Source organism: Alteribacillus sp. JSM 102045, assembly GCF_041949975.1.
Classification (GTDB): domain Bacteria; phylum Bacillota; class Bacilli; order Bacillales; family Marinococcaceae; genus Alteribacillus.
The window spans coordinates 95,690-122,221 of record NZ_JBHFQG010000007.1; the positions used below are offsets into that span (position 1 = coordinate 95,690).

Annotated in this window: 28 protein-coding genes; 7 read left to right on the plus strand and 21 right to left on the minus strand. The window is 38.7% G+C overall.

What is annotated here, in order from left to right:
* Positions 1-2: 2 nt before the first annotated feature.
* The 10 genes from rplI to ACE1TI_RS07240 form a co-directional block, all read right to left on the minus strand.
* Positions 3-446 (minus strand): 50S ribosomal protein L9, encoded by a 444-nt coding sequence (gene rplI, locus ACE1TI_RS07195; protein ID WP_375006903.1) that lies wholly within the window; start codon positions 444-446, stop codon positions 3-5.
* Entirely contained in the window at positions 443-2,413 is a 1,971-nt protein-coding gene (locus tag ACE1TI_RS07200; RefSeq protein WP_375006904.1) for a DHH family phosphoesterase, read from the minus strand. The genes rplI and ACE1TI_RS07200 overlap by 4 nt, the downstream gene beginning before the upstream one ends.
* An 11-nt stretch (positions 2,414-2,424) precedes the next feature.
* Positions 2,425-3,363, minus strand: coding sequence for a YybS family protein (locus ACE1TI_RS07205; RefSeq protein WP_375006905.1), 939 nt, complete (start codon positions 3,361-3,363; stop codon positions 2,425-2,427).
* 199 nt (positions 3,364-3,562) lie between these two features.
* Entirely contained in the window at positions 3,563-3,706 is a 144-nt protein-coding gene (locus tag ACE1TI_RS07210; protein ID WP_375006906.1) for a hypothetical protein, read from the minus strand.
* Between the two features lie 315 nt (positions 3,707-4,021).
* Entirely contained in the window at positions 4,022-4,249 is a 228-nt protein-coding gene (gene rpsR / locus ACE1TI_RS07215; protein WP_375006907.1) for a 30S ribosomal protein S18, read from the minus strand.
* Between the two features lie 51 nt (positions 4,250-4,300).
* Positions 4,301-4,786 (minus strand): single-stranded DNA-binding protein, encoded by a 486-nt coding sequence (ssb, locus tag ACE1TI_RS07220; protein WP_375006908.1) that lies wholly within the window; start codon positions 4,784-4,786, stop codon positions 4,301-4,303.
* 24 nt (positions 4,787-4,810) lie between these two features.
* Complete coding sequence (rpsF, locus tag ACE1TI_RS07225; RefSeq protein ID WP_375006909.1) at positions 4,811-5,098, minus strand: 30S ribosomal protein S6; 288 nt, start codon at positions 5,096-5,098, stop codon at positions 4,811-4,813.
* 241 nt (positions 5,099-5,339) lie between these two features.
* Positions 5,340-6,440, minus strand: a complete 1,101-nt coding sequence (gene ychF, locus ACE1TI_RS07230) for a redox-regulated ATPase YchF (protein WP_375006910.1) — start codon at positions 6,438-6,440, stop codon at positions 5,340-5,342.
* Between the two features lie 179 nt (positions 6,441-6,619).
* A complete protein-coding gene (locus ACE1TI_RS07235) occupies positions 6,620-6,823 on the minus strand; it encodes a DUF951 domain-containing protein (RefSeq protein WP_375006911.1) in 204 nt (67 codons plus the stop codon).
* Between the two features lie 204 nt (positions 6,824-7,027).
* Positions 7,028-8,044, minus strand: coding sequence for a YkvI family membrane protein (locus ACE1TI_RS07240; protein WP_375006912.1), 1,017 nt, complete (start codon positions 8,042-8,044; stop codon positions 7,028-7,030).
* A 102-nt stretch (positions 8,045-8,146) separates the two neighbouring features.
* Here ACE1TI_RS07240 and yyaC point away from each other — a divergent pair, with 102 nt between their 5' ends.
* Entirely contained in the window at positions 8,147-8,827 is a 681-nt protein-coding gene (gene yyaC / locus ACE1TI_RS07245; protein ID WP_375006913.1) for a spore protease YyaC, read from the plus strand.
* A 249-nt stretch (positions 8,828-9,076) separates the two neighbouring features.
* Here yyaC and ACE1TI_RS07250 read toward each other — a convergent pair whose 3' ends face one another.
* The 11 genes from ACE1TI_RS07250 to rpmH all read right to left on the minus strand — a co-directional run bounded on the left by ACE1TI_RS07250 (position 9,077) and on the right by rpmH (position 19,241).
* Positions 9,077-9,178, minus strand: a complete 102-nt coding sequence (locus ACE1TI_RS07250) for a hypothetical protein (RefSeq protein ID WP_375006914.1) — start codon at positions 9,176-9,178, stop codon at positions 9,077-9,079.
* Positions 9,179-9,571: 393 nt separating this feature from the next.
* Positions 9,572-10,423 (minus strand): ParB/RepB/Spo0J family partition protein, encoded by an 852-nt coding sequence (locus ACE1TI_RS07255; protein ID WP_375006915.1) that lies wholly within the window; start codon positions 10,421-10,423, stop codon positions 9,572-9,574.
* Positions 10,416-11,177 carry a ParA family protein gene (locus ACE1TI_RS07260; RefSeq protein WP_375006916.1) on the minus strand — a complete coding sequence of 254 codons (762 nt, stop codon included), beginning with the start codon at positions 11,175-11,177 and terminating at the stop codon, positions 10,416-10,418. The genes ACE1TI_RS07255 and ACE1TI_RS07260 overlap by 8 nt, the downstream gene beginning before the upstream one ends.
* Before the next feature lie 248 nt (positions 11,178-11,425).
* Complete coding sequence (noc, locus tag ACE1TI_RS07265) at positions 11,426-12,277, minus strand: nucleoid occlusion protein (protein WP_375006917.1); 852 nt, start codon at positions 12,275-12,277, stop codon at positions 11,426-11,428.
* 139 nt (positions 12,278-12,416) lie between these two features.
* Positions 12,417-13,133 carry a 16S rRNA (guanine(527)-N(7))-methyltransferase RsmG gene (rsmG, locus tag ACE1TI_RS07270; protein WP_375006918.1) on the minus strand — a complete coding sequence of 239 codons (717 nt, stop codon included), beginning with the start codon at positions 13,131-13,133 and terminating at the stop codon, positions 12,417-12,419.
* Between the two features lie 213 nt (positions 13,134-13,346).
* On the minus strand, positions 13,347-15,236 hold the full coding sequence (gene mnmG, locus ACE1TI_RS07275) for a tRNA uridine-5-carboxymethylaminomethyl(34) synthesis enzyme MnmG (RefSeq protein ID WP_375006919.1): 1,890 nt from the start codon (positions 15,234-15,236) through the stop codon (positions 13,347-13,349).
* A 27-nt stretch (positions 15,237-15,263) separates the two neighbouring features.
* Complete coding sequence (gene mnmE, locus ACE1TI_RS07280) at positions 15,264-16,640, minus strand: tRNA uridine-5-carboxymethylaminomethyl(34) synthesis GTPase MnmE (protein ID WP_375006920.1); 1,377 nt, start codon at positions 16,638-16,640, stop codon at positions 15,264-15,266.
* Positions 16,641-17,051: 411 nt separating this feature from the next.
* Positions 17,052-17,675 carry an RNA-binding cell elongation regulator Jag/EloR gene (jag, locus tag ACE1TI_RS07285; protein ID WP_375006921.1) on the minus strand — a complete coding sequence of 208 codons (624 nt, stop codon included), beginning with the start codon at positions 17,673-17,675 and terminating at the stop codon, positions 17,052-17,054.
* Positions 17,672-18,448 carry a YidC family membrane integrase SpoIIIJ gene (gene spoIIIJ, locus ACE1TI_RS07290; protein ID WP_375006922.1) on the minus strand — a complete coding sequence of 259 codons (777 nt, stop codon included), beginning with the start codon at positions 18,446-18,448 and terminating at the stop codon, positions 17,672-17,674. The genes jag and spoIIIJ overlap by 4 nt, the downstream gene beginning before the upstream one ends.
* Positions 18,449-18,631: 183 nt before the next feature.
* Complete coding sequence (rnpA, locus tag ACE1TI_RS07295) at positions 18,632-18,988, minus strand: ribonuclease P protein component (RefSeq protein ID WP_375006923.1); 357 nt, start codon at positions 18,986-18,988, stop codon at positions 18,632-18,634.
* Between the two features lie 115 nt (positions 18,989-19,103).
* Positions 19,104-19,241 (minus strand): 50S ribosomal protein L34, encoded by a 138-nt coding sequence (gene rpmH / locus ACE1TI_RS07300; RefSeq protein WP_091586336.1) that lies wholly within the window; start codon positions 19,239-19,241, stop codon positions 19,104-19,106.
* A 636-nt stretch (positions 19,242-19,877) separates the two neighbouring features.
* Here rpmH and dnaA point away from each other — a divergent pair.
* From dnaA to gyrB, 6 genes are all read left to right on the plus strand, one after another.
* Positions 19,878-21,230 (plus strand): chromosomal replication initiator protein DnaA, encoded by a 1,353-nt coding sequence (dnaA, locus tag ACE1TI_RS07305; protein WP_375006924.1) that lies wholly within the window; start codon positions 19,878-19,880, stop codon positions 21,228-21,230.
* Positions 21,231-21,382: 152 nt separating this feature from the next.
* Positions 21,383-22,525 carry a DNA polymerase III subunit beta gene (gene dnaN, locus ACE1TI_RS07310; RefSeq protein WP_375006925.1) on the plus strand — a complete coding sequence of 381 codons (1,143 nt, stop codon included), beginning with the start codon at positions 21,383-21,385 and terminating at the stop codon, positions 22,523-22,525.
* 259 nt (positions 22,526-22,784) lie between these two features.
* Positions 22,785-23,003, plus strand: a complete 219-nt coding sequence (yaaA, locus tag ACE1TI_RS07315) for a S4 domain-containing protein YaaA (protein WP_375006926.1) — start codon at positions 22,785-22,787, stop codon at positions 23,001-23,003.
* Positions 23,004-23,014: 11 nt separating this feature from the next.
* Positions 23,015-24,136: a DNA replication/repair protein RecF gene (gene recF / locus ACE1TI_RS07320; protein WP_375006927.1), complete on the plus strand. Its 1,122-nt coding sequence runs from the start codon at positions 23,015-23,017 to the stop codon at positions 24,134-24,136.
* Positions 24,137-24,146: 10 nt separating this feature from the next.
* Positions 24,147-24,431 (plus strand): extracellular matrix regulator RemB, encoded by a 285-nt coding sequence (gene remB, locus ACE1TI_RS07325; protein WP_375006928.1) that lies wholly within the window; start codon positions 24,147-24,149, stop codon positions 24,429-24,431.
* Positions 24,432-24,578: 147 nt separating this feature from the next.
* Positions 24,579-26,495, plus strand: coding sequence for a DNA topoisomerase (ATP-hydrolyzing) subunit B (gene gyrB, locus ACE1TI_RS07330; protein ID WP_375006929.1), 1,917 nt, complete (start codon positions 24,579-24,581; stop codon positions 26,493-26,495).
* The last annotated feature ends 37 nt before the right edge of the window (positions 26,496-26,532 follow it).

Genomic DNA, 26,532 nt, shown 5'->3' on the forward strand with positions numbered 1-26,532 from the left:
TCTTACTCTTCTATAACATAAACATCTACCATTGCAGTAACCTGAGGATGAATTTTAATAGGAACTTTCGTTACTCCAAGTGAACGGATGGGATCCTTAAGTTCGATTTTACGTTTATCCACTTTTAAATTCATGCTTTTTAAGGTTTCTGCGATTTGTTTTGTTGAAACAGCGCCAAACAAGCGGCCGCCTTCTCCAGCTTTTGCTTTTATTTCTACTTTGGTGTTTTCCAATTTCTCTTTATATTCTTTTGCTTCTTTAAGCTGCTGTTCTGCTTTTTTATTTTCACTCCCTTTTTTTGCTTCTAGATTTTTAAGGTTTCCTTTTGTCGCTTCCACCGCAAGATTATTTGGAAATAAGTAATTTCTTGCATAACCCTCAGAAACTTTTTTTACTTCCCCTTTTTTTCCTTTTCCTCTTACATCTTGTTTAAAGATTACTTTCATTCTTTTGTTCCTCCCTCCAAATATTCATCTATTGCCTGCATTAGCTTCTCTTCTGCTTCCTCGAGAGAAACATCTTCAAATTGAGTGGCAGCATTGGTTAGATGGCCGCCTCCATTTAAAGCCTCCATTATAAGCTGAACATTTACTTCTCCTAAGGAACGTGCGCTGATGCTCGTTTTGCCATCTTGTCTTTTGGAGATAACAAAAGACCCCTTCACATCATTCATGGTAAGAAGTGTATCAGCTGCCTGTGCGATCAAGATTTGATCATATGTTTCTTCTCTTGAAGCTTTAGCTATAGCCATTCCATCGCGGTAAATGGATGCCTTCTCAATTAACCGCGAACGTCTCACATATTGTTTAATGTCTTCTTTAAGAAGCATTTGAACGAGAGTAGTGTCGGCTCCATGAGACTTTAAAAAAGAGGCCGCATCGAAAGTCCTCGATCCCGTACGTATCGCAAAACTTTTTGTGTCGACGATGATACCGGCAAGCATAGCCGTTGCTTCCAACACGTCCATGTTTAACTTCTGTGGTTGATATTCTAACAGCTCTGTTACTAATTCGGAAGTAGAGGACGCATACGGCTCCATATATACGAGTACAGGATCCTTTATAAATTCTTCGCCTCTGCGGTGGTGGTCTAAAACAACAACTCGATCCACTGCATCAACCAGGCGAGGTTCAATAACAAGAGATGGTTTATGTGTATCCACTACTACTAACAAGGTGTGGCGTGTTAATTCATCCAAAGCTTCATCCGGGGTGATGAATTGCGACCACAAATGCTCATGTTCTCCTACTTCTTCCATAAGCTTTTGAACATCTGGGTTAATATCATTAGGATCAACGACAATATAAGCATCCGTATTATTTACATCTGCAATTTTCAATACACCAATTGCCGCCCCGATGGCGTCCATATCAGGGTTTTTATGTCCCATTATAATAACCTGGTCACTTTCTAATACAAAATCGCGAAGAGCATGAGAAATAACACGTGCCCTTACGCGGGTTCTTTTTTCCATGGCGTTTGATTTCCCGCCGTAGAAACGGACTTTCCCGTTTGTTTCTTTAATAGCAACCTGATCTCCACCTCTCCCTAGAGCCAGGTCCAAACTGGATTGAGCAAGGTTTCCTAATTCTCTTAAGGAAGAATCTCCGCTTCCTATACCGATACTCAGGGTAATTGGTACTTTTTCTTTTCCAGTAACTTCCCTGACTTCATCCAAAAGCTCAAACCTTGTTTTCTCAAGTTCACGCAGTGCTTTTTGATTCATAACAGCTATAAAACGATCTGAAGCAATGCTTCGAAGCAGTATTTGATACTCGTTAGCCCAGTAATTTAATGAAGACGTTACATGACTCATTAGTTTACTGCGTATCTGGTCGTCCATTCCTTGCGTGACTTCATCATAATTATCTAAATAAACAAGCCCGATTACCGTTTGCTCGTCCTGGTATAATGACCTTGTTTCTGCTGTATCTGTCATATCAAAAAAGTAAAGGAGACGCTCTTCTTGTCTTATATAGACAAAATAATGTCTGTCATTTAAAGTCATTTCGGTCTCATAATCACCTTTTTTAACAGCAGGAATAAGATCCTCAGCAATATTATCTAAGGATTTCCCTAAAAATTCCCGAGGAAGAAAGTTCATCATAAATGGGTTTGCCCACTGCACTTCATACTCTTCATTATACAGTATAATACCGATAGGAAGCTCTGTAACTGCTTCCTTTCCTGCTTTATTTACTCGGTGCGTTAAAGTTGATATATATTTCTCTAGGTCTCTTTCAAAAGATTTTCTCGCTTGATTAATATATATCACTAAAACACCAAGCAAAAAGAAACCCAGCAATCCAAACTCCCACTGGTAAAAAGTCAGGAAACCGATAAAAAGAGCTGCTACCAGAAACAGAGCCACCACGTGATAACCGTGCCACCGTCTCATTAAAAACCTAGGCATAATGTCAACCCCTACTTCATGTCAGATTTCAGACGTTTTTTCAATTGAAATCCTAAGTCAATTATACCCAAAATACGAGCAATAAGAAGAACAAAGGGTAAAAATAATCCAGAAATCAGCAAAATAACAGGAACTGCTTTAGGAATAGACTTAACATAACAATAATAAAACACAACCGTAAACCCTTGCAGCGCCATAGCTGTTTCCAATAATGGGAATAAGTTCCATATAATTATATAAATAGTCGTTCCTTCTTCTGCGCCTATAAAAAAAATGATAGAAACAACTAGATAGTACCATAGCAAAGAGCGCGGAAAGTTCCACTCTCTTAACGGCGGAAAAGGTTCTGCTTTTATTTTCAGCCGCCGTAAAACAGCATGAGCAATGAACTGTGTAATTAGAGCATAAACAATCCCGGTAAATACAATCAAAAGAGGTCCCATATAACCAATTTGATCAATCATTTCTTCCCAAACTTCCAAGTTATCAGAAGGCTCCTGTCCAAGAGCTCCCATCATTGATTCTGCCTGCTGTGTTGATTGTCTCATTACATCCTGCATGGCAGCTAATGGGTCTATTTCCAATATGAGGATGGAACCAGCATATAGAAGTACAAGTCCCCCTATGTAAGCAACACTGCTTCCAGCAAGGACGAACAAAGCTTCCTTACGTCGACGAATTAATTCACCAGCTGTTATTCCGCCTACACCAGCAAGAAGGGCATTCGGCAGTCCGATAAGCCCTCCAATTAACACAGAAAGAAAAAGGGATACTACGAACATAACAAGCCCTGGCCTTAATCCGTGCCGTGCCACAAATACAATAAAAGGAAGAGGTAAAAACCACATTAATATTGTGATTAAAAAAGGAACAAAAATAGAAAGAAGCAGCATAACGATGAAAATACCGCTTAAAATCGCTCCTTCTGTTAGACCTCTGGTTTGCTTCAACGTCGTCACCTCGTCTATTTTTTCATACAAATAAAGCCGCGATTTTTAATGAATCCATTCGTCTATTGTAATCGATTCTTTTTAAAAAAGAAAGAATACAAAAAACCCGAATAACAGACTGCTCTTTTTGCGTCTATTATCCGGGGGGATGAACACGGAAATCTTTTTTGTTTTTATTATCTTCAAAATATTTGTTTTTTTATTTTGCAGAGGGTAATTTAAAACTAAATGAGTTTGCAGCGAATACGGTTCGGTTATCATGATCTGTCTTTTTCAATTCCTCTTTCTTTTTCAAATCTTCCAATTGATCATTTATGCGAGTAATGTATTCTTTTACTTCCATTTCCCTCTTCCTCCTCAATTTTTCAAATCGTTTTTAGAAGAAGTTCTTTATTTGTTTAAAGCTGTTGTGCTGTTATTCTTATTCCTACCCTGCCCCTGCATTTTTTCAAACCTGTTGACATGGAAAATAAGACAAAAGAACCATTAAAAAAACTTAGCTTTAAAGGAAACCGGCTAAACGTCCTGTGGCAAATGCGGCATAAGTACACCTTATACACTGAAAGCCATTGTTTTACTTATACTATTCACCTGCATGCCTGGCACACCAAAAAAAGCGTTTCCCGGAAGACGGCCGGGAAACGCTGTTAAACAAGGTTTATTGCTCTTTTACGTAAGGCAGTAAAGCTACGTGACGAGCACGTTTAATGGCTTTTGTTAATTGACGCTGATACTTAGCAGAAGTACCAGTTACACGACGAGGTAAAATTTTACCGCGCTCTGAAACGAACTTTTTCAATAGATCTACATCTTTATAGTCAATTTTTTCAATTTTGTTGACTGTAAAGTAACAAACCTTTCTGCGCTTGCCTCTGCGACGTGCCATCGTTTCGACCTCCTTTTAAAAAAATTATATTTATTTGTGCGGGAGAATGTCCTAAAATGGTAAATCGTCATCCGAAATGTCGATTGGCTGGCCATCATTAGCAAAAGGGTCATCATTGAGATTAGAGGAACCCCCACTTTGGTTCTGTTGACCAAGTTGTTGATTTCCTCCCCCGTGCATACCTGCATAATCACTGCGGCTGCCGCCTCCAGAAGCATTACGGGGTTCTAAAAACTGTACGCTTTCCGCTTGAACTTCTACCACATTTACTCGGCGGCCTTCCTGATTTTCATATCTGCGACTTTGAAGTCGGCCGTCGATTCCAGCCAGGCTTCCTTTTTTTAAGTAATTAGCAACATTTTCTGCCTGTTTTCTCCAAACAACGCAATTGAAGAAATCCGCTTCTCTTTCCCCCTGCTGGTTTGTAAACGGACGGTTGACGGCAATACCGAAATTTGCTACCGCAACGCCGTTAGGTGTATATCTCAACTCGGGGTCGCGGGTGAGGCGGCCAACCAATACAACGCGATTTATCATCGGAACCCCTCCCAATTTAAGTCATTAGTCTTCGTCTTTAACAACAATATGGCGAATAACGTTATCATCCATTTTCACAAGACGGTCAAATTCATTTGTAGCTTCTGCATCGGCTTTTGTATAAACTACAACGTAATAACCGTCTTTCAAATCGTTGATTTCATAAGCAAGACGGCGCTTACCCATTTCTTCAACTTTTTCGATTTCAGCTCCGTTGTTTGTTAATACGTTGTTGTAATGTTCAATGGTTTCTTTTATACCATTTTCGTCAACACCCGGATGAATGATATAAAGCACTTCATATTTACGCATGCTGCGTCACCTCCTTTTGGTCTTACGGCCCTTTTTTAAAAGAGCAAGGAGCAAAATACTGTTGATGAATTTTACTCACAATTAGTGATTATAGCAGAACAAGCACCGGTTGACAATATTTGAATATAGAAAAAGCTGGACGCACCAATCGTTTCGCCCAGCTCTGTATTCCATCTTTAATAGAGGTAAAAAAAGTCCATGCCCTTCAGCTTTGCTTACATAATGTATAAGTATTACCTTTTTAAACATTAAAGCGGAAATGAACGACGTCTCCGTCTTTTACTATATAATCTTTGCCTTCCAAACGGACTTTTCCTGCTTCTTTTGCTGCGTTCATATTACCTGCCTCTATTAAGTCTTCATAGCTGACAACTTCCGCTCGGATAAAACCCCGTTCAAAATCAGTGTGTATAACACCTGCTGCTTGAGGTGCTTTAGTGCCTGTCCGAATTGTCCAAGCTCTTACTTCCTGTTCCCCAGCTGTAAAGAAAGTTTCTAATCCGAGCAGATTATACGCTGCTCTAATAAGTTGATCAAGTCCTGATTCTTCAATACCTAGTTCATCAAGAAACTCTTGTTTTTCTTCTCCTTCAAGCTCAGCAATTTCTGATTCTATTTTTGCGCATACCGTGATAACCTCTGATCCTTCATTTGAGGCGTAATCTTTAACAGCTTTTACATATTCATTATCTTCATCACTTAGTAAGTCCTCTTCGCTTACATTTGCTGCATAAAGCACCGGCTTCATCGTAAGAAGCTGAAATCCTTGAACTATTTTCTTTTCCTCGTCTGATAAATCAACGCTTCTAGCAGGTTTTTCATCTTCGAAAGCTGCAATAAGCTTTTGAAGTACTTCATGTTCTGCCAGAGCTTCCTTATCTTTTGATTTAGCTAACTTTGCTACTTTTACAGCTCTTTTTTCAACTGTTTCCAAGTCTGCAAGAATAAGCTCAAAGTTAATCACTTCGATATCCCGGATCGGGTCCACACTTCCTGAAACGTGAGTAATATCACCGTCATTAAAACAACGGACTACATGAGATATAGCGTCTACTTGACGAATGTGGGAAAGAAATTTATTTCCTAAACCTTCTCCTTTGCTTGCTCCTTCCACAATTCCTGCAATGTCAGTAAATTCAAATGCTGTCGGCACTGTTTTTTTGGGATTTACGAGTTCTGTTAATTTTTGAAGACGGTAATCAGGCACTTCTACAATACCTACATTAGGATCTATTGTACAAAACGGGTAGTTGGCAGATTCGGCCCCCGCTTGGGTAATGGCATTAAATAATGTAGACTTTCCGACATTAGGAAGGCCTACAATCCCTGTTGTTAAAGCCATATAAAGTCACTTCCTTTTTCATTCCATTAACCTAAAATGGGTTTATTTCCGTTAAATCTTTTATTTAGACTTATCCTTCCCAATTATAGAAAGAACTTTATGAAAAGACAAGCATATTTCGCTTACTATTTAAAAGAACAGAGAGCAAGTCAATGAGACTGCTCCCTGCTCCATCTTTTTTATGCATTTTCCTCCGCTTTTTCTAAAACCTTTTTTATCTTTTTTTTGAACTCTCGGCGGGGAAGCATGACACTGTGCCCGCATCCCTGGCACTTAATTCGAATATCAGCGCCCATTCGAATAATCTTCCACCGGTTTTCACCGCAAGGATGTGGTTTTTTCATTTCTACAATATCATTTAATGAAAACGGAATATCCGGCATTTCCGTCACCTCATTTCTACTTACCTTCATTGCTTTTTTGAAGCATGAAATCTTCCATAAGCCCTAATTGAAGGAGACTCCTCTGTATATTTATTATCCTATCCTATCTCTGAAAAAGAAACAATCCTTCGATTTTTAAAACATCATTTCCCGGGTAATCAGAAAAATTCTTTCCCAATTCAAAAAAATAATAGAGAATTAGGTTTAAGATCTTTTTTTTAGGTAAAAAGGATGAATTAAGACAACAATCAGCAAGTATAAATTTAAAAAACCGTATAATGGGTATAGAAAAGCAATTAATCGAGCAAAACCAAACCGGGTTACAGGAAGCATTAAACATATCAATAATAGAGCTAATGCCCATGGAGGGAGAGGGATAACGGAACGAAATCTGCTCGATAATCCAAATAACCCGGATGCTGCTGTGGTAAATATGGCTGTCCATAAAAGAATAGCCATAAAAGCTGTCATATAATTAGGGTAGGATTTTAATAAAGCAAACAATGGAATTTCGTATAACATAATATCTTCTGCTGCTGCTAATAGTGATTCATTGTATAAAAAAGAGACACCACCTAGCGTTAATCCACTTCCAATACTAGCTATCCATATCTCGCCTGTCTGTTTAATCTGCTTCCCAGCTGCTGATAAGACAGCGACCAGCGGGAGCAAATTTAAAGATGTAAAGGTGAACGCAGTCGGCCAATTATGCTGGGTTGTCCAATCGAAACCTTTTAAATCAGCATTAAACCAAAAGAAAGTTATTAAAGTAACGGTTAAGCTGGTAATTAATATGGGCATGAGAAAGCTGTTTATGCCAGTTAGACCTTGTACCCCTCGAACAGCTACAATGAGAAGCAGAATACACATAAACAGGACCCCGGCTGAAAATGGAATATGAAAATATTCCAGGGCAGCGCCTCCACCAGCTATCATCACTCCAGTTGTTGTAAATAAATAAAAAACAATAATGATGTCATACCCTTTAGAAAGCCGAGGACCCATCAACTCAGCAAGAACCTCTGCATAATCATTTGTTTGATGATGGAAGCTTATGCTTAATACTACATGGCAGCTTGTTACAAATAGAAGAGTAAACAAAATAATAGCCAGTCCACTTTCATGACCAAAAAATTGCCATATTTCACGTCCTGAAGCATATCCTGCACCAATAGTCGTACCAATTATTAAAAACATCCATTTTAATCCATTGACTACCATTTGCTCTCTCCCTTTGTCTAGGCTCACCTTCTGCAAAGGCGAACGTATAGAAATTGAAAAAGGTTCCTATACTGGGACTAATATGAATAAGGAGAGACCAATATGCTTGGAAAAAAACCTGTTTCCTTACGAACTCCTTTTTCTTATCAAGTGCATACAGAAGAAAAAGGGGCAGCTTCCAGACTTGCCTCCAAATTAACCGAACAATTAGAAAATGTACCATCTTACCGTGACATTGTAGTAATTTGTATTGGTACGGATCGTTCCACTGGTGACTCTCTAGGGCCTATTATTGGTTCTAATTTAGAGAAGACCCCGCTTAAACGATTTTGTGTGTATGGAACCCTGGCTAAACCAGTCCATGCTGTTAATCTTGAGGAAACAATCGAAATGATTCAGCACTATCACCACCGCCCGTATGTAGTAGCTATTGATGCTTGCCTTGGCCGTTTAAAAAATGTCGGAAAGATAAATTTTTCTGAAGGACCGGTCATTCCTGGAGCTGCTATGAAAAAAAAGCTTCCTCACGTAGGAGATATGCATGTGACAGGAATTGTAAACGTGAGCGGAATGATGGAGTATTTTGTCTTACAAAATACTAGACTTCATACGGTGATGACCATGGCCGAATGTATTTCTCAAGGATTCGTATTAGCTGATAATAAATTAAAAATTAATTCAAGCTCAGTTGTAACAAACAAACCTTCTGATACTCCTATTCATTCCAAAGGATTATCCAAAATGGAATCTGCTTTCTCCATACAAGAGGAGAACAATAAATAACTGTCCCTTTATGTTGTTATACTATTGCACCAGCGACAACCACAGAAGGCAGCAAATTAGCAATTGAGCATACCTGCTAGTTTCAAGCCGATAGCAAGTATTATCACTCCCCTGGTAGCTGTCATTTCTGTTATAAACATGTCTACTAGCTCCTGGGGAACAACTTTATTATTTTCCACACCACTCGGTATTGGCGGTTTCTTTTATTCCTGTTTTTTGTTTATGAAGGAACTATTGCCTGTTAGCTGGCTAAATAGATAAATTTCGTACATTGTGATTAAGACGCAATCCGCTGTCTAATGCTTCTATTACAGCCATCAATCCTAAAACATATATTAAGGTGGCTGTCACGAAAGCTTTGGTAACTACCTTCTCCCTCCGTTTTCCAGTTTTATGTTGAATCTAACCACCTAATTGGTTTAAATAATCTTTAAGCGTTAGATGTTCTCCCATTCACCGCCAATGACCAGACTTCCTATTACAATAAGGAAATTGATTGCTCTCTAATACCATTGAACACCTAAAACCATGATTGAAAGTGCGATTGCCCTCCATAATTGTCGTTTTAATTCGATCTGGAATTTTTTTAAAATAACAGTCCTATTAAAGATCCAATAATGATTGCGAAACCATTAACAATTGTCCCTAATAAAAATTATTTCTCCTTTAAATCACTTTCTTTTAAGCCATATTCTTTTCACCAGCGTAAAAAAAGCCCCTCCCACGTGACTTTCCATTCAATTTTTATTCTTCTTTTTCCAACAGCTCTAGAATTCTCTCTAAATCATCCTCTGTTATAAATTCTATTTCAATTTTTCCCTTTCTTTTCCCTTTCTTTATGGAAACAGAAGTCCCGAAATAAGACCGTAATTCTTCTTCCTTCGACTTAATGAAAATAGAGGGCTTCGCTGGCTTCTCTTTTTGTTTTGTTTCACGTGAAACATTGTTTAATTGCTGGACTAATTCTTCTGTTTGGCGAACATTTAAAGATTGTTTTTCAATCTTATCCAACACTTCGCCAGCCTTCGTCTTATCTTTTAAGCCTAATAGAGTTCGGCCATGCCCCATTGAAATAGTTTTGTCGGCAATTTTATTCTGAACCTCTTTTGGCAGCTGCATTAAACGTAGATGGTTGGCAATATGAGGCCGGCTTTTTCCAAGCCGCTTCGATAACTCTTCTTGCGTAACCCCTAAATATTTAATTAATTTCTCATATGCTTTTGCTTCTTCTAAAGGATTCAAATTTTCCCGTTGCAAATTTTCAATTAGGGCCACTTCCATCATTTTTTCATCTGAAAAGTCTTTGGCGACAGCCGGGACAGTCTTTAAACCTGCTGCTCGGGCAGCTCTGTACCTTCGTTCTCCCGCTACAATCTCATAGCCTTTAATGCTTTTTCTTATGATAAGCGGCTGAAGTACCCCATGTTCTTCTATCGACTCTTTTAATTCTTTGATTGCCTCTTCTGTGAAAGACTTTCGAGGCTGATAAGGATTAGGACGCAGATCTTTTACTTTTACGTCCTTTATCACATTATCTTGTCCCTTTGTCTCATCAGGAAAGAAAGCATTTAATCCTCTGCCAAGTCCTTTACCCACCGGCAACCACTTCCTTTGCTAAATCTAAGTATACTTCTGCTCCCCTTGATTTTGCATCATACAAAATAATAGGGAGCCCGTGACTAGGTGCTTCTCCTAAACGTACATTTCTCGGAACAATCGTATTAAACACTTTTTCCCTGAAATATTTCTTTACTTCCTCAATAACTTGTAAGCCTAAATTGGTACGGGCGTCCAGCATTGTTAATACTACCCCTTCAATTGCTAGGTCTGTGTTTAAATGTTTCTGTACTAATCGAACCGTATTTAAAAGCTGGCTTAACCCTTCTAATGCGTAATATTCGCATTGCACAGGAATTAAGACCGAATCAGAAGCTGTTAAAGCATTAATCGTCAACAGCCCAAGCGATGGAGGACAGTCTATAATCATATAATCATATTCCTCATCTACTTCACTCAACGCTTTTTTCAGGCGGATTTCCCTGGAAATAGTCGGCACCAATTCTATTTCTGCCCCTGATAGTTGAATAGTGGAAGGTACCACATCCAAGTTTTCCACACTGGAATGTTTAATGACTTGACTGATTTCCGCATCCTCCACTAAAAGGTTGTAAACACATTCATCAACATCTCCCTTTTCAATACCGGCTCCGCTTGTTGCATTACCTTGAGGATCAATATCAACTAGCAATACTTTCTTTCCTATGTAAGCCAAACAAGCACTTATATTTACCGCAGTAGTAGTCTTCCCTACCCCGCCTTTTTGGTTGGCGATAGCAACTACTTTTGCCATCGGGACACCTACTTTCCTCTAGCTGCTAACCTTTTATTTATTTTGCTGTATAGTTTTTAAAAGTAAAAAATAAAGATTATGAATTGTTTCTTACTGTCTTTTATTCTATCACGTTTTCAGAAAAATTTTTTAAAGGTTTTTTCGACAACTTCCTCTGCTTTTTTCTTTTTAAAAAGTGATGTAGAACAAAATTGATATACGTCTTTTAATACTTATAAAAAATAATCTACCATTTTGTTATTGGTAGATTATTTCTTAGGAATTCGAATAGTAAATTGATAATATTCCTCATGATCTTCTTCATTCGTTTCAATATTCATGCCGCTTTTTGTCACCATATCAACTGATTGACGAATGGTGTTCATAGCAAGCCTTGTATCTTTGGAATAGTGTTTTCGTGTGGGCTTTTTCTTTTTTGGTTTTTCTTCTTTCCCTTGGGATTTTTTAATAAGTTCTTCGGTTTGTTTTACATTTAATTCATTTTCAATGACTTCATTTAATATTTTTTCTTGTTTTTCCGCATCTTTAATGGGAAGGAGCGCCCGTGCATGCCGCTCGGTTATTTTTCTTTCTTTCAATGCTTGTTGAGTATTTTCCGTTAGATGAAGGAGCCTCAATTTATTCGCCACAGTAGACTGGCCTTTTCCAAGACGCTGCGCCAGGCTTTCCTGTGTTAATCCGTGTAAGTCTAAAAGCTTGGCGTATGCTGCAGCTTCTTCAATAGCAGTTAATTCTTCTCGCTGTAGATTTTCTATAAGAGCCACGGAAGCCGTTTGAGTATCATTAAAATCTTTAATAATTGCTGGAATTTCTTCCATTTCAAGACTTATTGCTGCCCGCCAACGTCGCTCTCCTGCTATAATTTCATAATTGTTTTCCTGCTGGCGTACGGTGATTGGCTGCAACAGACCATGAGTGCGAATCGATTGTGCAAGCTCCGCAATCTTTTCCTCTTGAAAAATCGTACGCGGCTGAAATGGATTGGCAATAATATCGTCAACAGGGAGATACTTCACTTCCTCTTGAGGACGCTCTACTTTTTCTTCCTTTCCATCATCCTGGTCTCCAAGGCCAAACCACTTTTGAAGCGATTGCTTCATTGCCTGACACCACCTTACTAGAAACTACAATATATCATTTTCGCCACAATCGTGCGAAAACCTTCTTTGAAACTTTCCCTGTACCTCATCTTCATACATTTTACCACGCTCGTATCCTTTGTCTACCATACCCATCTGTTTATACTAGCGGTTTTTTTGAAGGTGTCCCAGGTTTTCGCGGATAAGATTTAGGAGTAGAATCAATTTTTTCCATACGAAGAATATACCTTTCACTCTTTTCATTAGGGAGGGTTAACGAATAGGAATCAAGCCATCTTCCGCCAATCATTCTGCAAGCTTTGCCTGCTTCTTCTTTTTCTTCTAACCCCGTCGAACCTTTCATTGCCAAAAAAGTTCCCCCTCTTTTTACAAACGGGAGGCACAGTTCTGTAAGCACAGACATCCGTGCTACTGCCCGGGCAATCGAAACATCATATTTTTCACGATGTGCAGAGATGTGTGCTACATCTTCCGCTCGTCCATGCAAAAAATCGACTTCCTGTAAGTCTAATTCTTCGGCCAAATGTTCGAGAAAAGTCATTCTTTTTTTCAATGAATCGACAATAACCACTTTAAGATGAGGAAAACATATTTTTATAGGTATGCTTGGAAAACCTGCGCCAGCACCAATATCTACTACATTTTTTACTTTTTGAAAGTTATGGGCAAACAATGCCGTTAAAGAATCATAAAAATGTTTTTCATATACCTCATCTTCATCCGTGATTCCGGTTAAATTCATCTTTTTATTCCAATCTACCAGCATACGGTAATATAAATCAAACTGCTTCTCCTGTTTCTCTGTAAGTTGTATGCCATCTTCTTGCAGCCAGCTTGCAAATTGATGCTTACTCATTAAATAAGCCACCTTTATATTTTACACTAACCACGTGTAAAAAGTTTTGTTGGTTTAACCGTTTAGTTGCTCACTCTTTTCTTGAAACCCATGGGTGTTTCAGCCGCGCACAATTTGTAAAAGGACATGTATCGTTCACCGTTAAAATTTTATGTAAGGTAAACAACTCCAGCGCCAACCCAAAGTATGAAAAAAGGTGCGCTGGAGCTGTTCTTATGCTTCAGCTGTTTTCGCAAGTCTTCCCTGTTCCAAATATACAAGCAGAATCGAAATATCAGATGGATTAACACCCGAAACTCTAGATGCCTGGCCTACTGAAAGAGGTCTAACTTCAGCAAGTTTTTGCTTTGCTTCCGTGGCTAGTCCGGATATTTGTTCGTAATCCAGGTTTTCCGGTATTTTCTTTTTCTCCATCTTTTTCATTCGCTCTACTTGTTCCAATTGTTTAGAAATATATCCTTCATATTTAATTTGAATCTCTACCTGTTCTCCGACATCTGGAGAGACTGATTCTTCTCCAGGAGCAAATGGAATGATATCGTCATAACCTAATTCCGGACGTTTAAGCAAGTTTGCAGCAGACACGGCTTCTTTCATCGGAGAAGATTGTTTTTCCTCTAGCAAACGCTGCAGCTCTTCGCTCGGTTTTATAATCGTTTTTTCCAATCGAGCTTTTTCTTTTGCAATCGACTCTTTTTTTCGGTTAAAACGTTCATAACGTTCTTCTGGAATTAAACCGATGTTATAACCGATATCTGTTAGGCGGAGATCAGCGTTATCGTGACGGAGAAGCAGGCGATATTCTGCTCGGGATGTTAACAAACGATATGGTTCGTTTGTTCCTTTTGTCACCAAATCATCAATCAAGACGCCAATGTAAGCATCTGAACGGTCAAGAATGACTCCATCTTTTCCTTGCGCTTTGCAAGCTGCATTTATTCCAGCCATGATGCCTTGGCCGGCTGCTTCTTCATATCCTGAAGTTCCATTAATTTGTCCGGCAGTAAATAGATTTTCTACTTTTTTCGTTTCAAGGGTCGGCCATAGCTGGGTCGGTACAATGGCATCATACTCGATTGCATAGCCGGGCCGCATCATTCGAACGTTCTCGAGCCCTGGAATCGTTTTTAACATTTTAAATTGTACATCCTCAGGCAAGCTGGTTGAAAGTCCCTGCACATAAACTTCTGACGTATTTCTTCCTTCTGGCTCAAGGAATATTTGGTGCTTTGGTTTATCATGAAAACGAACAATTTTATCCTCAATGGAAGGACAATAGCGCGGTCCTGTACCTTCGATCATACCGGAATACATTGGAGAACGTGTGAGATTTTCATTAATAATAGAATGTGTCACTTCTCCTGTATAAGTCAGCCAACAAGGCAGCTGATCTGTAATATATTTTGTCGTCTCATAAGAAAATGCCCGCGGTTTGTCGTCTCCAGGCTGAATTTCTGTTTTGTCATAATCAATACTGCTTCCATTAACTCGAGGTGGCGTTCCTGTTTTAAACCTCACCATTTCAAAGCCCAAAGACTTTAAACTATGAGAGAGATTGATGGATGGCTGCATATTGTTCGGGCCGCTCTCGTAGGCAAGATCCCCCAATATAATTTTGCCGCGCAAGTACGTTCCAGTAGTCACCACAACCGTTTTTGCATAATAAGATGCACCCGTGTTTGTAACGACCCCCTTACATACTCCATTTTCGACAATTAATTCTTCTACTAGTCCTTGACGAAGGAGAAGGTTTTCTTCTTCTTCTAATGTTTTTTTCATTTCATGCTGATATAAAAATTTATCTGCTTGGGCACGTAACGCGCGTACAGCTGGTCCTTTCCCTGTATTCAGCATCCTCATTTGAATATGCGTTTTATCAATGTTTTTAGCCATTTCACCGCCTAGCGCGTCAATTTCACGCACAACAATGCCTTTCGCCGGTCCGCCAACGGAAGGATTACATGGCATAAACGCTACGGCGTCCAGATTCAGCGTAAGCATTAAAGTTTTAGAACCCATTCTTGCCGCTGCAAGGCCTGCTTCTACACCAGCATGACCTGCGCCGATTACAATTACATCAAATTCGCCGCCTTCATAATGCATCACAATTACCTCCTTTTTTTCCTTTCTTTATTTTCCTAAACAAAATTGTGAAAAGAGCTGGTCAATTAGACTATCATGGACGTTTTCTCCGACAATTTCTCCTAACTGTTCCCAAGCTCGAGTAATATCTATTTGTACCATATCTACTGGAACTTCCATTTCAGCCGCTTCCAGAGCTTCTTCAATGGAGTTTTTCGCTTGATTTAATAATCCAATATGGCGAGCATTTGAAATATAACTTAAATCCGCTGTCTCAACGCCTTCTTCAAAAAACATACGCGAAATAGCCTGTTCTAGCTCTTCGATTCCTTCATCTTTTAATAAAGACGCAGCGATGAGAGGCCGGCCAGATGCAAGTTCTCTTATTCTGTCTTCGTCGACTTTTTTGGGAAGATCTGTTTTATTCATAATAATGACAGCATTTAATCCTTGAATGGCTTGAAAAAGAGCTTCGTCTTCTTTTGTCAATTCTTCGGCACTGTTTATGACCAATAAAATAAGTTCTGCTTCTGTCAAAACCTGGCGGGACCTTTCGACACCGATTTTTTCTACAATATCCTCCGTCTCACGAATACCAGCAGTATCAATAAGCCTAAGGGGTACTCCCCGCACATTCACGTACTCTTCCAGCACGTCGCGAGTCGTTCCTGGGACATCAGTAACGATCGCTTTATTTTCATGAACAAGACTGTTCATCAAAGATGACTTTCCAACATTAGGACGTCCAATAATCGCCGTAGCAAGCCCCTCTCGCAATATTTTACCTTGTTTGGCTGTTGCGAGCAGCTGATTTATTTCATCCCGTACTTCTTCTGCATGTTCTTTCAGCCTGTTTAATGTGACAGATTCTGCATCATACTCCGGGTAATCTATATTTACTTCGACATTGGCTACTGTTTCAAGCAGCTTTTGACGCAGCCGTCTCACTTTATCCGATAAACGTCCATTGACTTGTTTTAATGCAACGTTCATGGCCCGGTCTGTCTTGGCGCGTATAAGATCCATCACTCCTTCTGCTTGAGAAAGATCAATACGGCCATTCAAAAACGCACGCTTAGTGAATTCTCCTGGTTCAGCTAATCTTGCTCCGCTGCTAAGGACCAGATCGAGCACTTTATTGACAGATACCAGTCCGCCATGGCAATTTATTTCTACGACATCTTCTCTTGTGAACGTCTTAGGAGCCCGAAGGACGGATACCATCACTTCTTCCACTGTTTCCTCCGTTTCCGGGTTTATGAGATGTCCATAATGAATGGTGTGAGTATCTGCTTCCTTTAAAGAAGCTTTTCCTTTGTATATTCTATCTGCAATGGACAAGGCTTCATCCCCGCTCAACCGTACAATAGCAATAGCCCCTTCTCCAGATGGAGTTGATATGGCAGCAATCGTATCAAATTCCATCCTTCTTCACCTCCTTTATTTAGCTTTCTTACATTTATATTAACAAGTATAAACAACAATGGAATTTTATAAAAATGGAGGACGTTTCCCTAACTTAATAGAATACCACATCGAAATCATTTGAGAAAGACTTGAAGTATCCACATGTGGATAACTTATATTATAGTTTTTCCTTCTGATTATCAACAGGAAGAATAAAACATTTTTTGCTTAGAAATCCAAGTTTTCTATTTATTTTGTCGTTCACGTACAAGTGCTTTGTCCATGGGCCAATGGTAAATATAAAAACACCAAACTGTACCTTGCAAACAAAAAAAGCATTCACTTTTTTCTGGTGGTAAACCAGATAGCGAATGCTTCCTTTTTATTTATATCTTAGGACTCAGTAAAATTCGGGAAAATAATTTTAAACTATGAATGAGGAGTTATTACGACATAACGTCGAGGTTCAGTTCCATCCGAGTGAGTTTCTACTCCGTCTTTTTCTTGAAGAACTGCATGAATGATTTTTCTTTCCCGTGCGTTCATTGGTTCGAGTATTACTTTTTCGCCTGTACGCCGTGCTTTTGCAGCCAAACGTTCAGCAAGCAGCTCTAAAGCTTCCTGTCTGCGTTCTCTATAATTTTCTGCATCCAGTACAATACGTGCGTAACGATCGGAGTGGCGATTAGCTACTAAATTCACAAGATATTGAAGGGAATCTAATGTCTTTCCTCTTTTTCCGATCATAACCCCAAGATCTTCTCCAGATAAGGATATTTCTGTTTCTCTTCCTCGCTTATTAACTTCCACCTCTACATTTACTCGCATATCACGAATCACCTTTTGAAGAAACTGAACAGATTCCTCTATGGGATCGGGTTTTACTGAAGCCTCTAACACCGCAGGCTTGGTCCCTATCAGACCTAAAAACCCTTTTGAAGGTTCCTCAATTACTTTATAATCAATTTCCTCTTTATTTGCTGCGCCGAGCTTTTGTAAAGCCTCGTTTATCGCTTCCTCAATTGTTTTTCCCGAAACTTTTACTGTTTTCACTTTTTCTTCGCTCCCCCCGCTTTAGCTTCTGCTTTTTCATCTGCTCGTTTTCTTGCTCCAGGTCCAGTAATAAAATACGTTTGAGCAATCATAAACAAGTTACCAATAACCCAGTACAGGGCTAGGGCTGAAGGGAAAAAGAACGCAAACCCTGTAATCATAAAGGGCATCATATACATAAGAATTTTCATTTGCGGGTTATCAGAAACCATCATCATTTTTTGTTGAATAAACGTTGTTATCCCAGCAATTAACGGAAGAATATAATCCGGCTGGCCTAATTCAAACCATAAGAAATGATGTCCCTCTATTTCTCTTGTACGCATAATTGCATGATAAAAAGCAATTAAAATCGGCATTTGAATGAATATAGGAAAACACCCGGCAAGCGGGTTTATATTCTGTTCCTGGAAAAGTTTCATGGTTTCCTGCTGAAGTTTTTGCTGAGTCTGCTGATCCTTAGCACTATATTTTTCTCTTAACTTCTGCATTTCCGGCTGAAGTTCCTGCATAGCGCGTGCACTTTTTGTCTGTTTAATCATCAATGGCAAGATAATAATTCGCAAAATTATAGTAACGACAACAATAGACAGTCCATAATTTTCACCTGCTGATTCAGCAATCGTGACAATTAACCAGTGAAGAGGAAAAACAAAAAAGGAATTCCATATCCCTTCACTATCCTCAGTTATAGGCTTGTCAGTATCAAGACAGCCCGTCAATAATGTCACCAGAAAAACCAGCATTACTGTCAGACCTATTTTCTTGTACACAAGAGTTTCCTCCTTGGTAATATTAGCAACCGAAAAAAGCGCATGACAGCGCTGACATTGCTTACACAAAATTACTTTGACCACATTATATTTTAGCGGAGAATAGACAAGAAATAAAGAAAACAATTCGATTTCTAAAAAAGTACTTATAAAAAATTGGCTGCAGCTGTCAAACTCGCAGCATTAATGTTTTTTATTCGGTTTATTTAGTACTCCAGCTACTCCCATCACGTGCTTAAAACTTTTTTTAATTTCGTCATAGGACATAGTGATAACTGGTTTTCTTGCGATAATAATATAGTCATTTTCTCCTTTGAGTTGATCTCCTATATCTCTTAATACTTCTCGTAAATGTCTTTTAATCCGATTTCTTGTTACAGCGTTCCCCATCTTTTTACTAACAGTCAAACCAGCTCTAAAATGAGGCTGATCTGGTTTGTGCAGAACATACACTACAAATTGACGGTTCGCATATGAGGTGCCTTTCTCAAAAATTCGACTGAATTCATGATTTTTTTTGATTCGGTATTCCTTTTTCAACTTCTGCCCCTCCGTGAACCTTATTAATAAGAACTTGCTTGCCCGCAAAAGCTGCTGCCTTTCTATGTAAACCGCTCCTTATAGTGGAAAAAAGACCACTGTAAATTCAGTGGTCTTAAGCAGATAATACTTTTCTTCCTTTACGGCGGCGGTTTTTAAGAACATGACGACCGTTTTTTGTACTCATCCGCGCACGAAAGCCGTGTACTTTTTTACGTTTACGATTATTAGGCTTAAAAGTTGGTTTACCCATTTTATCTTGCACCTCCCTGAGGACATTCATCTATTTATGGACATTCCCGTAAATTATATAGATGTTTTCTTCTTATTGTCAAGATTCTTCTTTAATAAACAATGCTTTTTTCTTGGTATATATTTTTCAATTTTTACCCCTGTGGATAATTACAAGAGAGCGAACAGTCATTTTTCGACAAGATTATCTACAACTTACACACATAATATAGTGGTGTGGACAAAAGCAACACACAAGTTATTGATTATGTGGATAACCTTCGCAAATGCCGTTGTCACTCGGTTTTTTTTTTGGTATGATGTATTTGTTTTTATTCTGGATAACTTATTCCTACTGCCTTTTTATCCACAGTTGTTAATAACCGTGTGGATAATTTTCCACACCCCTAGAACGGATCTATCCACACCATTGTTGATAATGTGCATACTCCGTTTTTCTACTATAATGTTATTAATCAAGTAGTTATGCAGGATACTGGGGATAAATATTAATCTGTTCCCCTTATAGACAATCTACTCAACATGCCGTTGATCTGAAGGCTTCCTTCTTCCATCTAGAAAGAATTGGAGGCCTTTCTTGTCCTTTAAAAGTATTAGGGAACGGAAAACATTACGGACGAAAAGGAGGGGTCGACTTTTGGAGAATATTAAAGATTTATGGAATCAAACGTTAGAAGTTATGCGGAAAAAAGTTAGTAAACCCAGCTTTGAAACGTGGCTGAAGTCTACTAAAGCTTCGGAACTTCACGAAAATACCATAATCATTACAGCTCCTAATGAATTTGCGAGAGACTGGCTGGAAAATCGTTATTCTGGACTTATTTCTGATACTTTGCAAGATATTACTGGAGCTGAATTACAAGTAAAATTTATTATCCCTGATACTGGGGAAGAAAATGACATTTCCATAGAACAAGAAGTTAAAAAGATGCCGGCTGGTTCAGATAATCAAACAGACGAAGTTCCAAAAAGTATGCTTAATGATAAATATACTTTTAATACTTTTGTCATTGGTTCAGGAAACCGCTTTGCCCATGCAGCCTCGCTTGCAGTCGCTGAGGCACCAGCTAAAGCATATAACCCGCTTTTTATTTATGGAGGAGTCGGATTAGGGAAAACTCATTTGATGCATGCTATAGGCCACTATGTAATAGATCATAACCCGGAAGCTCGGGTAGTATACCTCTCCTCAGAGAAATTTACAAACGAATTTATTAACTCTATTAGAGATAATAAAGCGGTCAATTTTCGCAATAAATATCGAAGTGTTGATGTTCTTTTGATAGATGATATTCAATTCTTAGCTGGAAAAGAACAAACACAAGAAGAATTTTTTCATACTTTTAATGCTTTACATGAAGAAAGCAAACAAATTGTTATTTCCAGTGACCGTCCTCCAAAAGAGATTCCAACATTAGAAGACAGACTGCGTTCACGCTTTGAATGGGGCTTAATTACTGATATTACTCCGCCTGATTTAGAAACAAGAATTGCTATTTTACGAAAAAAAGCAAAAGCAGAAAAACTGGATATTCCAAATGAAGTCATGCTCTATATTGCAAATCAAATCGACACAAATATCCGTGAATTAGAAGGCGCATTAATCCGAGTAGTTGCTTATTCCTCTCTTATTAATCAAGATATGAATGCTGATCTTGCTGCAGAAGCATTAAAAGATATCATTCCAAGTTCCAAGCCTAAAAAAATTACCATCCCAGATATTCAGCAAATAGTGGCTGAACAATTCAGCATTCAGGTTCAGGAACTAAAAGCAAAAAAGCGAACGAAAACGATTGCTTTCCCGCGCCAGATCGCTATGTACTTATCAAGGGAGATGACGGAATCCTCTTTGCCAAAAATCGGTGAAGAATTTGGTGGGAGAGACCATACCACTGTAATCCATGCGCATGAAAAAATTTCAAAGATGCTTCATTCAGATACAGATCTGCAAAATCAGCTTCAAGAAATTATCGACAAGTTAAAAACATGATGTGTAAAAAACACAGAGGTTGTACACAGATTATCCACATGTAAATAACTCCGTTTTGAAGGATAATTCGCCATTTATCCACACAGTGCACAGCCTCTATTACTATTACGACTAATTATTTATTAATTAATATATATAAAGGGAGATGTAGTATGCATTTTGTCATTCAGAATGAACAATTCGTTCATAGTGTACAGCACGTTAATAAAGCTGTATCTTCCAGAACAACCATACCTATTCTTACAGGAATAAAGATAGAAGCTTCTTCAGAAGGGGTTACATTAACAGGCAGTGATTCTGACATATCTATTGAATCGTTTATCCCTGCTGCTGATGAAGAAAGAGAATACGTAGAAATAAAAGAAGAAGGCAGTATTGTTTTGCAAGCACGTTTTTTTGCTGATATTGTTAAAAAGCTGCCAGGAGAAGAAATAGAAGTTATCGTTCAAGATCAGTTTGCTACAACGTTACGTTCCGGCAGTGTTGTATTTAATTTAAACGGACTAGACCCAGAAGAATACCCGCGGCTTCCAAAGTTAGACGAAAGCCGATCTTTCAGTCTGCCTCAAAATTTATTGAGAGATATGATTAGGCAAACGGTATTTGCCGTGTCCACTCAGGAAACACGACCGGTGTTGACAGGTGTAAACCTTGAGAGTGAGGGAGGACAATTAACCTGTACTGCAACAGACAGCCACCGCTTAGCTATGAGAAAAGCTTCAATGGAATCAAACTCGGAAAACCTTGAACTTTCGAACATAGTGATTCCGGGGAAAAGTCTGAATGAATTAAGCAAAATTTTAGAAGATACAGATGAACTTGTAGAAGTAGTAGTAACAGACAGTCAGGTCTTATTTAAATTTAAATACCTGCTTTTCTTTTCCAGACTGCTTGAAGGAAAATATCCAGTAACTAAGAATATGATTCCTGAACAATCAAAAACCCAAATGGAACTATCTGTAAAAGAATTACTGCAATCACTTGAAAGAGCGTTACTTCTTTCCAAAGAAGCAAAAAACAATGTTATTAATTTAAAAACGTTAGAGGGAGATGAATTAGAAATTACTTCTATTTCATCAGAAGTAGGAAAAGTAACAGAGAAAATAACCTGCAGAGCTTTAGAAGGGGAAGAAATACGTATATCCTTCAATGGCAAAAACATTATGGATGCGTTAAAAGTAATTGATAGTGAAATGGTGCATATTATGTTTACCGGGGCAATGAGCCCATTTATCCTGCGTCCGACTGATCATAATCAAATGCTTCATCTGTTTTCTCCTGTACGTACTTATTAAGAAAAAGTTTAGGGCGGACTGCGATCTGGAAAAATATAACACAGTCCCTGGGGATTAAAGTAAACCCGGGGGCTTTCTTTCTCTTCTGAAACAGGAATTTGATGGTACTTCAGGTTTTCTTCTTTGTTCCTATTGGCGTTAGGCGTATAGTTTAGTAAAATATATAATGTATTCATATGTCGTTCGAAGGATAAATTTTCAACCTATTAAGTATGGAACGGAATTTACGGTCGATGTTGCAGGCACAGGAGGGATAAATATGAGCCAATCCATTGAGATAGAAACGGAGTATATTACTCTAGGGCAGCTTTTAAAAGAAACGGGCGTTATTGATAGCGGCGGTATGGCAAAGTGGTTTTTGTCTGAGCATGAAGTCCTTGTGAATCAGGAACCGGAACAGCGGCGCGGTAAAAAGCTATACCATGGTGACGAAATAAAAATTGAAGGAGCCGGTACTTTTATGGTTTCTTCAAAGTAAGAGGGATCTTCTTGTATATTAATGCGCTCCGTCTTAAGCAATTTCGAAATTACAGCCAAATAGAACTTAACGTAGAGAATAAAGTTAATGTCATCTTAGGAGAAAACGCTCAAGGTAAAACAAATTTAATGGAAGCTGTCTATGTGCTTGCCTTTGCTAAATCACATCGAACGTCCAAGGATAAAGAATTAATTGAATGGAATGAAGATTTTGCCCGTATAGAAGCTGATATTACTAAAAAGAACCACTCTCTATCTCTAGAAGTAATTGTTTCTTCTAAAGGGAAAAAAACAAAAGTAAATGGACTTGAACAAAAAAAATTAAGTGAATTTATTGGTTCTTGCAATGTTGTGATGTTTGCACCGGAGGATCTTAATCTTGTTAAAGGCGGACCGCGTATGCGGCGCCGTTTTATTGATATGGAAATTGGGCAGATCAGCGCTGTATACCTTCATGATCTTACTATTTATCAGCGTATCTTAAAGCAAAGGAATCAACTTTTAAAAAGTATGTTTCCTGTACCGGCCCAGGAGCAGGAAGTCATGCTTGATGTTTTAACTGATCAATTGTCTCAAGCTGCAGCAAAAGTGATAAAAAGAAGATTTTCTTTTCTCGAAATGCTGCAAACATGGGCAAAAGATATCCATCGGCAAATTACAAGAGAAAAAGAAGACTTAGTCATCACATACGTTCCCGCATCACAGGTATCAGAAGACATGGATTTGTCGAAGATAGAAGAAAGAGTAAATTACAAGTTAAGAGAGGACAGACAAAATGAAATTCGCCGCGGGGTTACGTTAAGCGGACCACACAGGGATGAATTGTCTCTTCTCATTAATAATAAAGAAGTACAAACATTTGGGTCGCAAGGCCAGCAGCGAACCGCTGCACTTTCTTTGAAACTCGCAGAGATCGAATTAATACACGATAATATCGGGGAGTACCCGATTTTATTATTGGACGATGTCCTTTCTGAATTGGATCACTACCGGCAGTCTCATCTGTTAAATACCATTCAAGGGAAAGTTCAAACATTTGTAACAACGACCAGTGCAGATGGAATAGAACACGAAACATTGAAACAAGCCTCCACGTTTTATGTGGATGAAGGTACAGTGAAGCAAAAGAAATGAGGTGGAAGCGATGTTTATTCATTTAGGCGGAGACACAGTTATCCGGTCTAAAGATGTTGTGGCCATACTTGATCAAGATACCCATGATTCTTCAAGTATAACAAGACAATTTTTATCCTCTCAGGAAAACAGTGACGTAGTAGAAATTTCAAAAGAGCTGACAAAGTCTGTAGTCGTAACGATAGATAGAGTTTATTTATCTCCTATTTCTTCTTTAACGCTAAGACGGCGGGCACAAGTAGTGTCAGAATTTGAAGATTTCAGTGAAGAAGTTGGGGAAAATGCCGAAACGTAAGGTTTTTTACACTTTTTATTGTTAAGTTTAAGAGCCCGGCAGGTCCAGGTTATATAACTTATCGCGGCTGAACAGGTTACGAAAGCTTTTCTCATTAGTCTGTCTTATGTTCAAACGGAACATGTATGGAAGTGAAGGTGAATAGAATTGTCAATAGAACAACACTCATACGATGAAAGTCAAATTCAAGTGTTAGAGGGGCTAGAAGCTGTACGCAAACGGCCTGGAATGTATATCGGTTCTACCAGCGGGCGCGGCCTTCATCATTTGGTTTGGGAAATCGTAGATAACAGTATTGACGAAGCCATGGGCGGTTATTGCGATTATATTTATATAACCGTAGAAAAAGATAACAGCATTACAGTCCAAGATAATGGACGCGGTATTCCTGTCGGTATTCAGGAGAAAATGGGAAGACCAGCTGTTGAAGTTATCATGACCGTACTGCATGCAGGCGGTAAATTTGGCGGCGGAGGCTATAAAGTATCCGGCGGCCTGCATGGTGTAGGGGCTTCTGTAGTGAACGCTCTTTCTGAAATGTTAGAAGTCGAAGTACATCGTGATGGCGAAATTTATTATCAAAACTATGAACGCGGTGTCCCTCAACAAGATCTGCAGGTCATTGGCAAGACAGACAAACACGGAACTAAAATTCATTTTAAACCGGATCCTGAAATTTTCAGAGAAACCGGAGAGTTTGATTATGATACACTTGCTACTCGATTAAGAGAGCTTGCTTTTTTAAATAAAGGGTTACACATTATTTTTGATGATAAACGCGATGAAGAAATTGAACCGGTAGAGTATTATTATGAAGGCGGCATTGCCTCTTTTGTTGAGTATTTAAACCGGCAGAAAGAAGCTCTTCATGAACCGCCAATATTTATAGAAAGTGAAAAAGACGGAATTCAAGTAGAAATAGCGGTTCAATACAATTCAAGTTTTACAAGCAACATCTATTCTTTTGCTAATAATATTAATACACACGAAGGCGGAACCCATGAATCCGGCTTTAAAACAGGTTTAACTCGTGCTATTAATGATTACGCGAGAAAGCACAATTTATTCAAAGAAAATGACCCTAACCTTGTAGGAGACGATGTTAGGGAAGGGTTAACCGCTATTATTTCGGTTAAAATTCCAGACCCGCAGTTTGAAGGACAAACAAAAACAAAACTAGGAAACAGTGAAGCAAGAACTATCACAGACTCGCTGTTTAGTGAAAATTTTTCAAGGTTTTTATCTGAAAATCCTGATACTGCGAAAAACATTGTAGAAAAAGGTCTTATGGCATCGCGTGCAAGAGAAGCAGCCAAGAAAGCAAGAGAACTAACGCGTAGAAAAAATGCATTAGAAGTAAGTTCCTTGCCAGGTAAGTTAGCAGATTGTTCTTCCAGGGATGCATCCATCAGTGAGATATATATTGTCGAAGGTGATTCTGCCGGCGGCTCTGCAAAGCAGGGAAGAGACCGTCACTTTCAAGCCATTCTGCCGCTGCGCGGTAAGATTATTAACGTTGAAAAAGCACGGCTGGATAAGATACTTGCTAACAATGAAATTCGTTCTATCATTACAGCATTAGGTTCTGGTATTGGAGACGAATTTGATATAGAAAAAGCCAGGTACCATAAAATCTTCATTATGACAGATGCTGATGTAGATGGTGCTCATATTCGAACGTTAATTTTAACTTTTTTCTATCGGTATATGCGGCCTTTGATTGAAAAAGGATATGTTTATATTGCACAGCCGCCTTTATACAAAATACAGCAGGGAAAAACAGTTCGGTACGCATATGTAGAGAAAGAGCTGGAAGAAATTCTTGCGGAACTTCCGTCTCAGCCTAAACCAGGCTACCAAAGGTATAAAGGACTCGGTGAAATGAATCCTTCTCAACTTTGGGAAACGACAATGGATCCTGAAACAAGAACGGTACTACAGGTTACGCTTGAAGATGCTATGAAAGCAGATGAAATCTTTGAGACCCTAATGGGAGACCGTGTAGAACCACGAAGGGATTTTATTCAAGAAAATGCTCACTACGTAAAGAATTTAGATGTGTAAAGACAGCAGGCGCCTGTAATAGCCATTCAGGGCGCTT

Excerpts from the sequence above, each read along its gene's own strand:
- ACE1TI_RS07235 (WP_375006911.1), bottom strand. The coding sequence starts at position 6,823 with ATGCCGGATATTCCGTTTTCATTAAATGATATTGTAGAAATGAAAAAA.
- rpsR (WP_375006907.1), bottom strand. The coding sequence starts at position 4,249 with ATGGCACGTCGCAGAGGCAAGCGCAGAAAGGTTTGTTACTTTACAGTC.
- remB (WP_375006928.1), top strand. The coding sequence starts at position 24,147 with ATGTTTATTCATTTAGGCGGAGACACAGTTATCCGGTCTAAAGATGTT.
- mnmE (WP_375006920.1), bottom strand. The coding sequence starts at position 16,640 with ATGGAATTTGATACGATTGCTGCCATATCAACTCCATCTGGAGAAGGG.
- rsmG (WP_375006918.1), bottom strand. The coding sequence starts at position 13,133 with ATGAGTAAGCATCAATTTGCAAGCTGGCTGCAAGAAGATGGCATACAA.
- ACE1TI_RS07260 (WP_375006916.1), bottom strand. The coding sequence starts at position 11,177 with ATGGCAAAAGTAGTTGCTATCGCCAACCAAAAAGGCGGGGTAGGGAAG.
- ACE1TI_RS07210 (WP_375006906.1), bottom strand. The coding sequence starts at position 3,706 with ATGGAAGTAAAAGAATACATTACTCGCATAAATGATCAATTGGAAGAT.
- rplI (WP_375006903.1), bottom strand. The coding sequence starts at position 446 with ATGAAAGTAATCTTTAAACAAGATGTAAGAGGAAAAGGAAAAAAAGGG.
- yyaC (WP_375006913.1), top strand. The coding sequence starts at position 8,147 with ATGCTTGGAAAAAAACCTGTTTCCTTACGAACTCCTTTTTCTTATCAA.
- ACE1TI_RS07200 (WP_375006904.1), bottom strand. The coding sequence starts at position 2,413 with ATGCCTAGGTTTTTAATGAGACGGTGGCACGGTTATCACGTGGTGGCT.
- mnmG (WP_375006919.1), bottom strand. The coding sequence starts at position 15,236 with ATGCATTATGAAGGCGGCGAATTTGATGTAATTGTAATCGGCGCAGGT.
- yaaA (WP_375006926.1), top strand. The coding sequence starts at position 22,785 with ATGAGCCAATCCATTGAGATAGAAACGGAGTATATTACTCTAGGGCAG.
- rpsF (WP_375006909.1), bottom strand. The coding sequence starts at position 5,098 with ATGCGTAAATATGAAGTGCTTTATATCATTCATCCGGGTGTTGACGAA.
- rpmH (WP_091586336.1), bottom strand. The coding sequence starts at position 19,241 with ATGGGTAAACCAACTTTTAAGCCTAATAATCGTAAACGTAAAAAAGTA.
- ACE1TI_RS07240 (WP_375006912.1), bottom strand. The coding sequence starts at position 8,044 with ATGGTAGTCAATGGATTAAAATGGATGTTTTTAATAATTGGTACGACT.
- noc (WP_375006917.1), bottom strand. The coding sequence starts at position 12,277 with ATGAAGCAATCGCTTCAAAAGTGGTTTGGCCTTGGAGACCAGGATGAT.
- dnaN (WP_375006925.1), top strand. The coding sequence starts at position 21,383 with ATGCATTTTGTCATTCAGAATGAACAATTCGTTCATAGTGTACAGCAC.
- ychF (WP_375006910.1), bottom strand. The coding sequence starts at position 6,440 with ATGGCTTTAACAACAGGGATTGTAGGCCTTCCTAATGTCGGAAAGTCT.
- ssb (WP_375006908.1), bottom strand. The coding sequence starts at position 4,786 with ATGATAAATCGCGTTGTATTGGTTGGCCGCCTCACCCGCGACCCCGAG.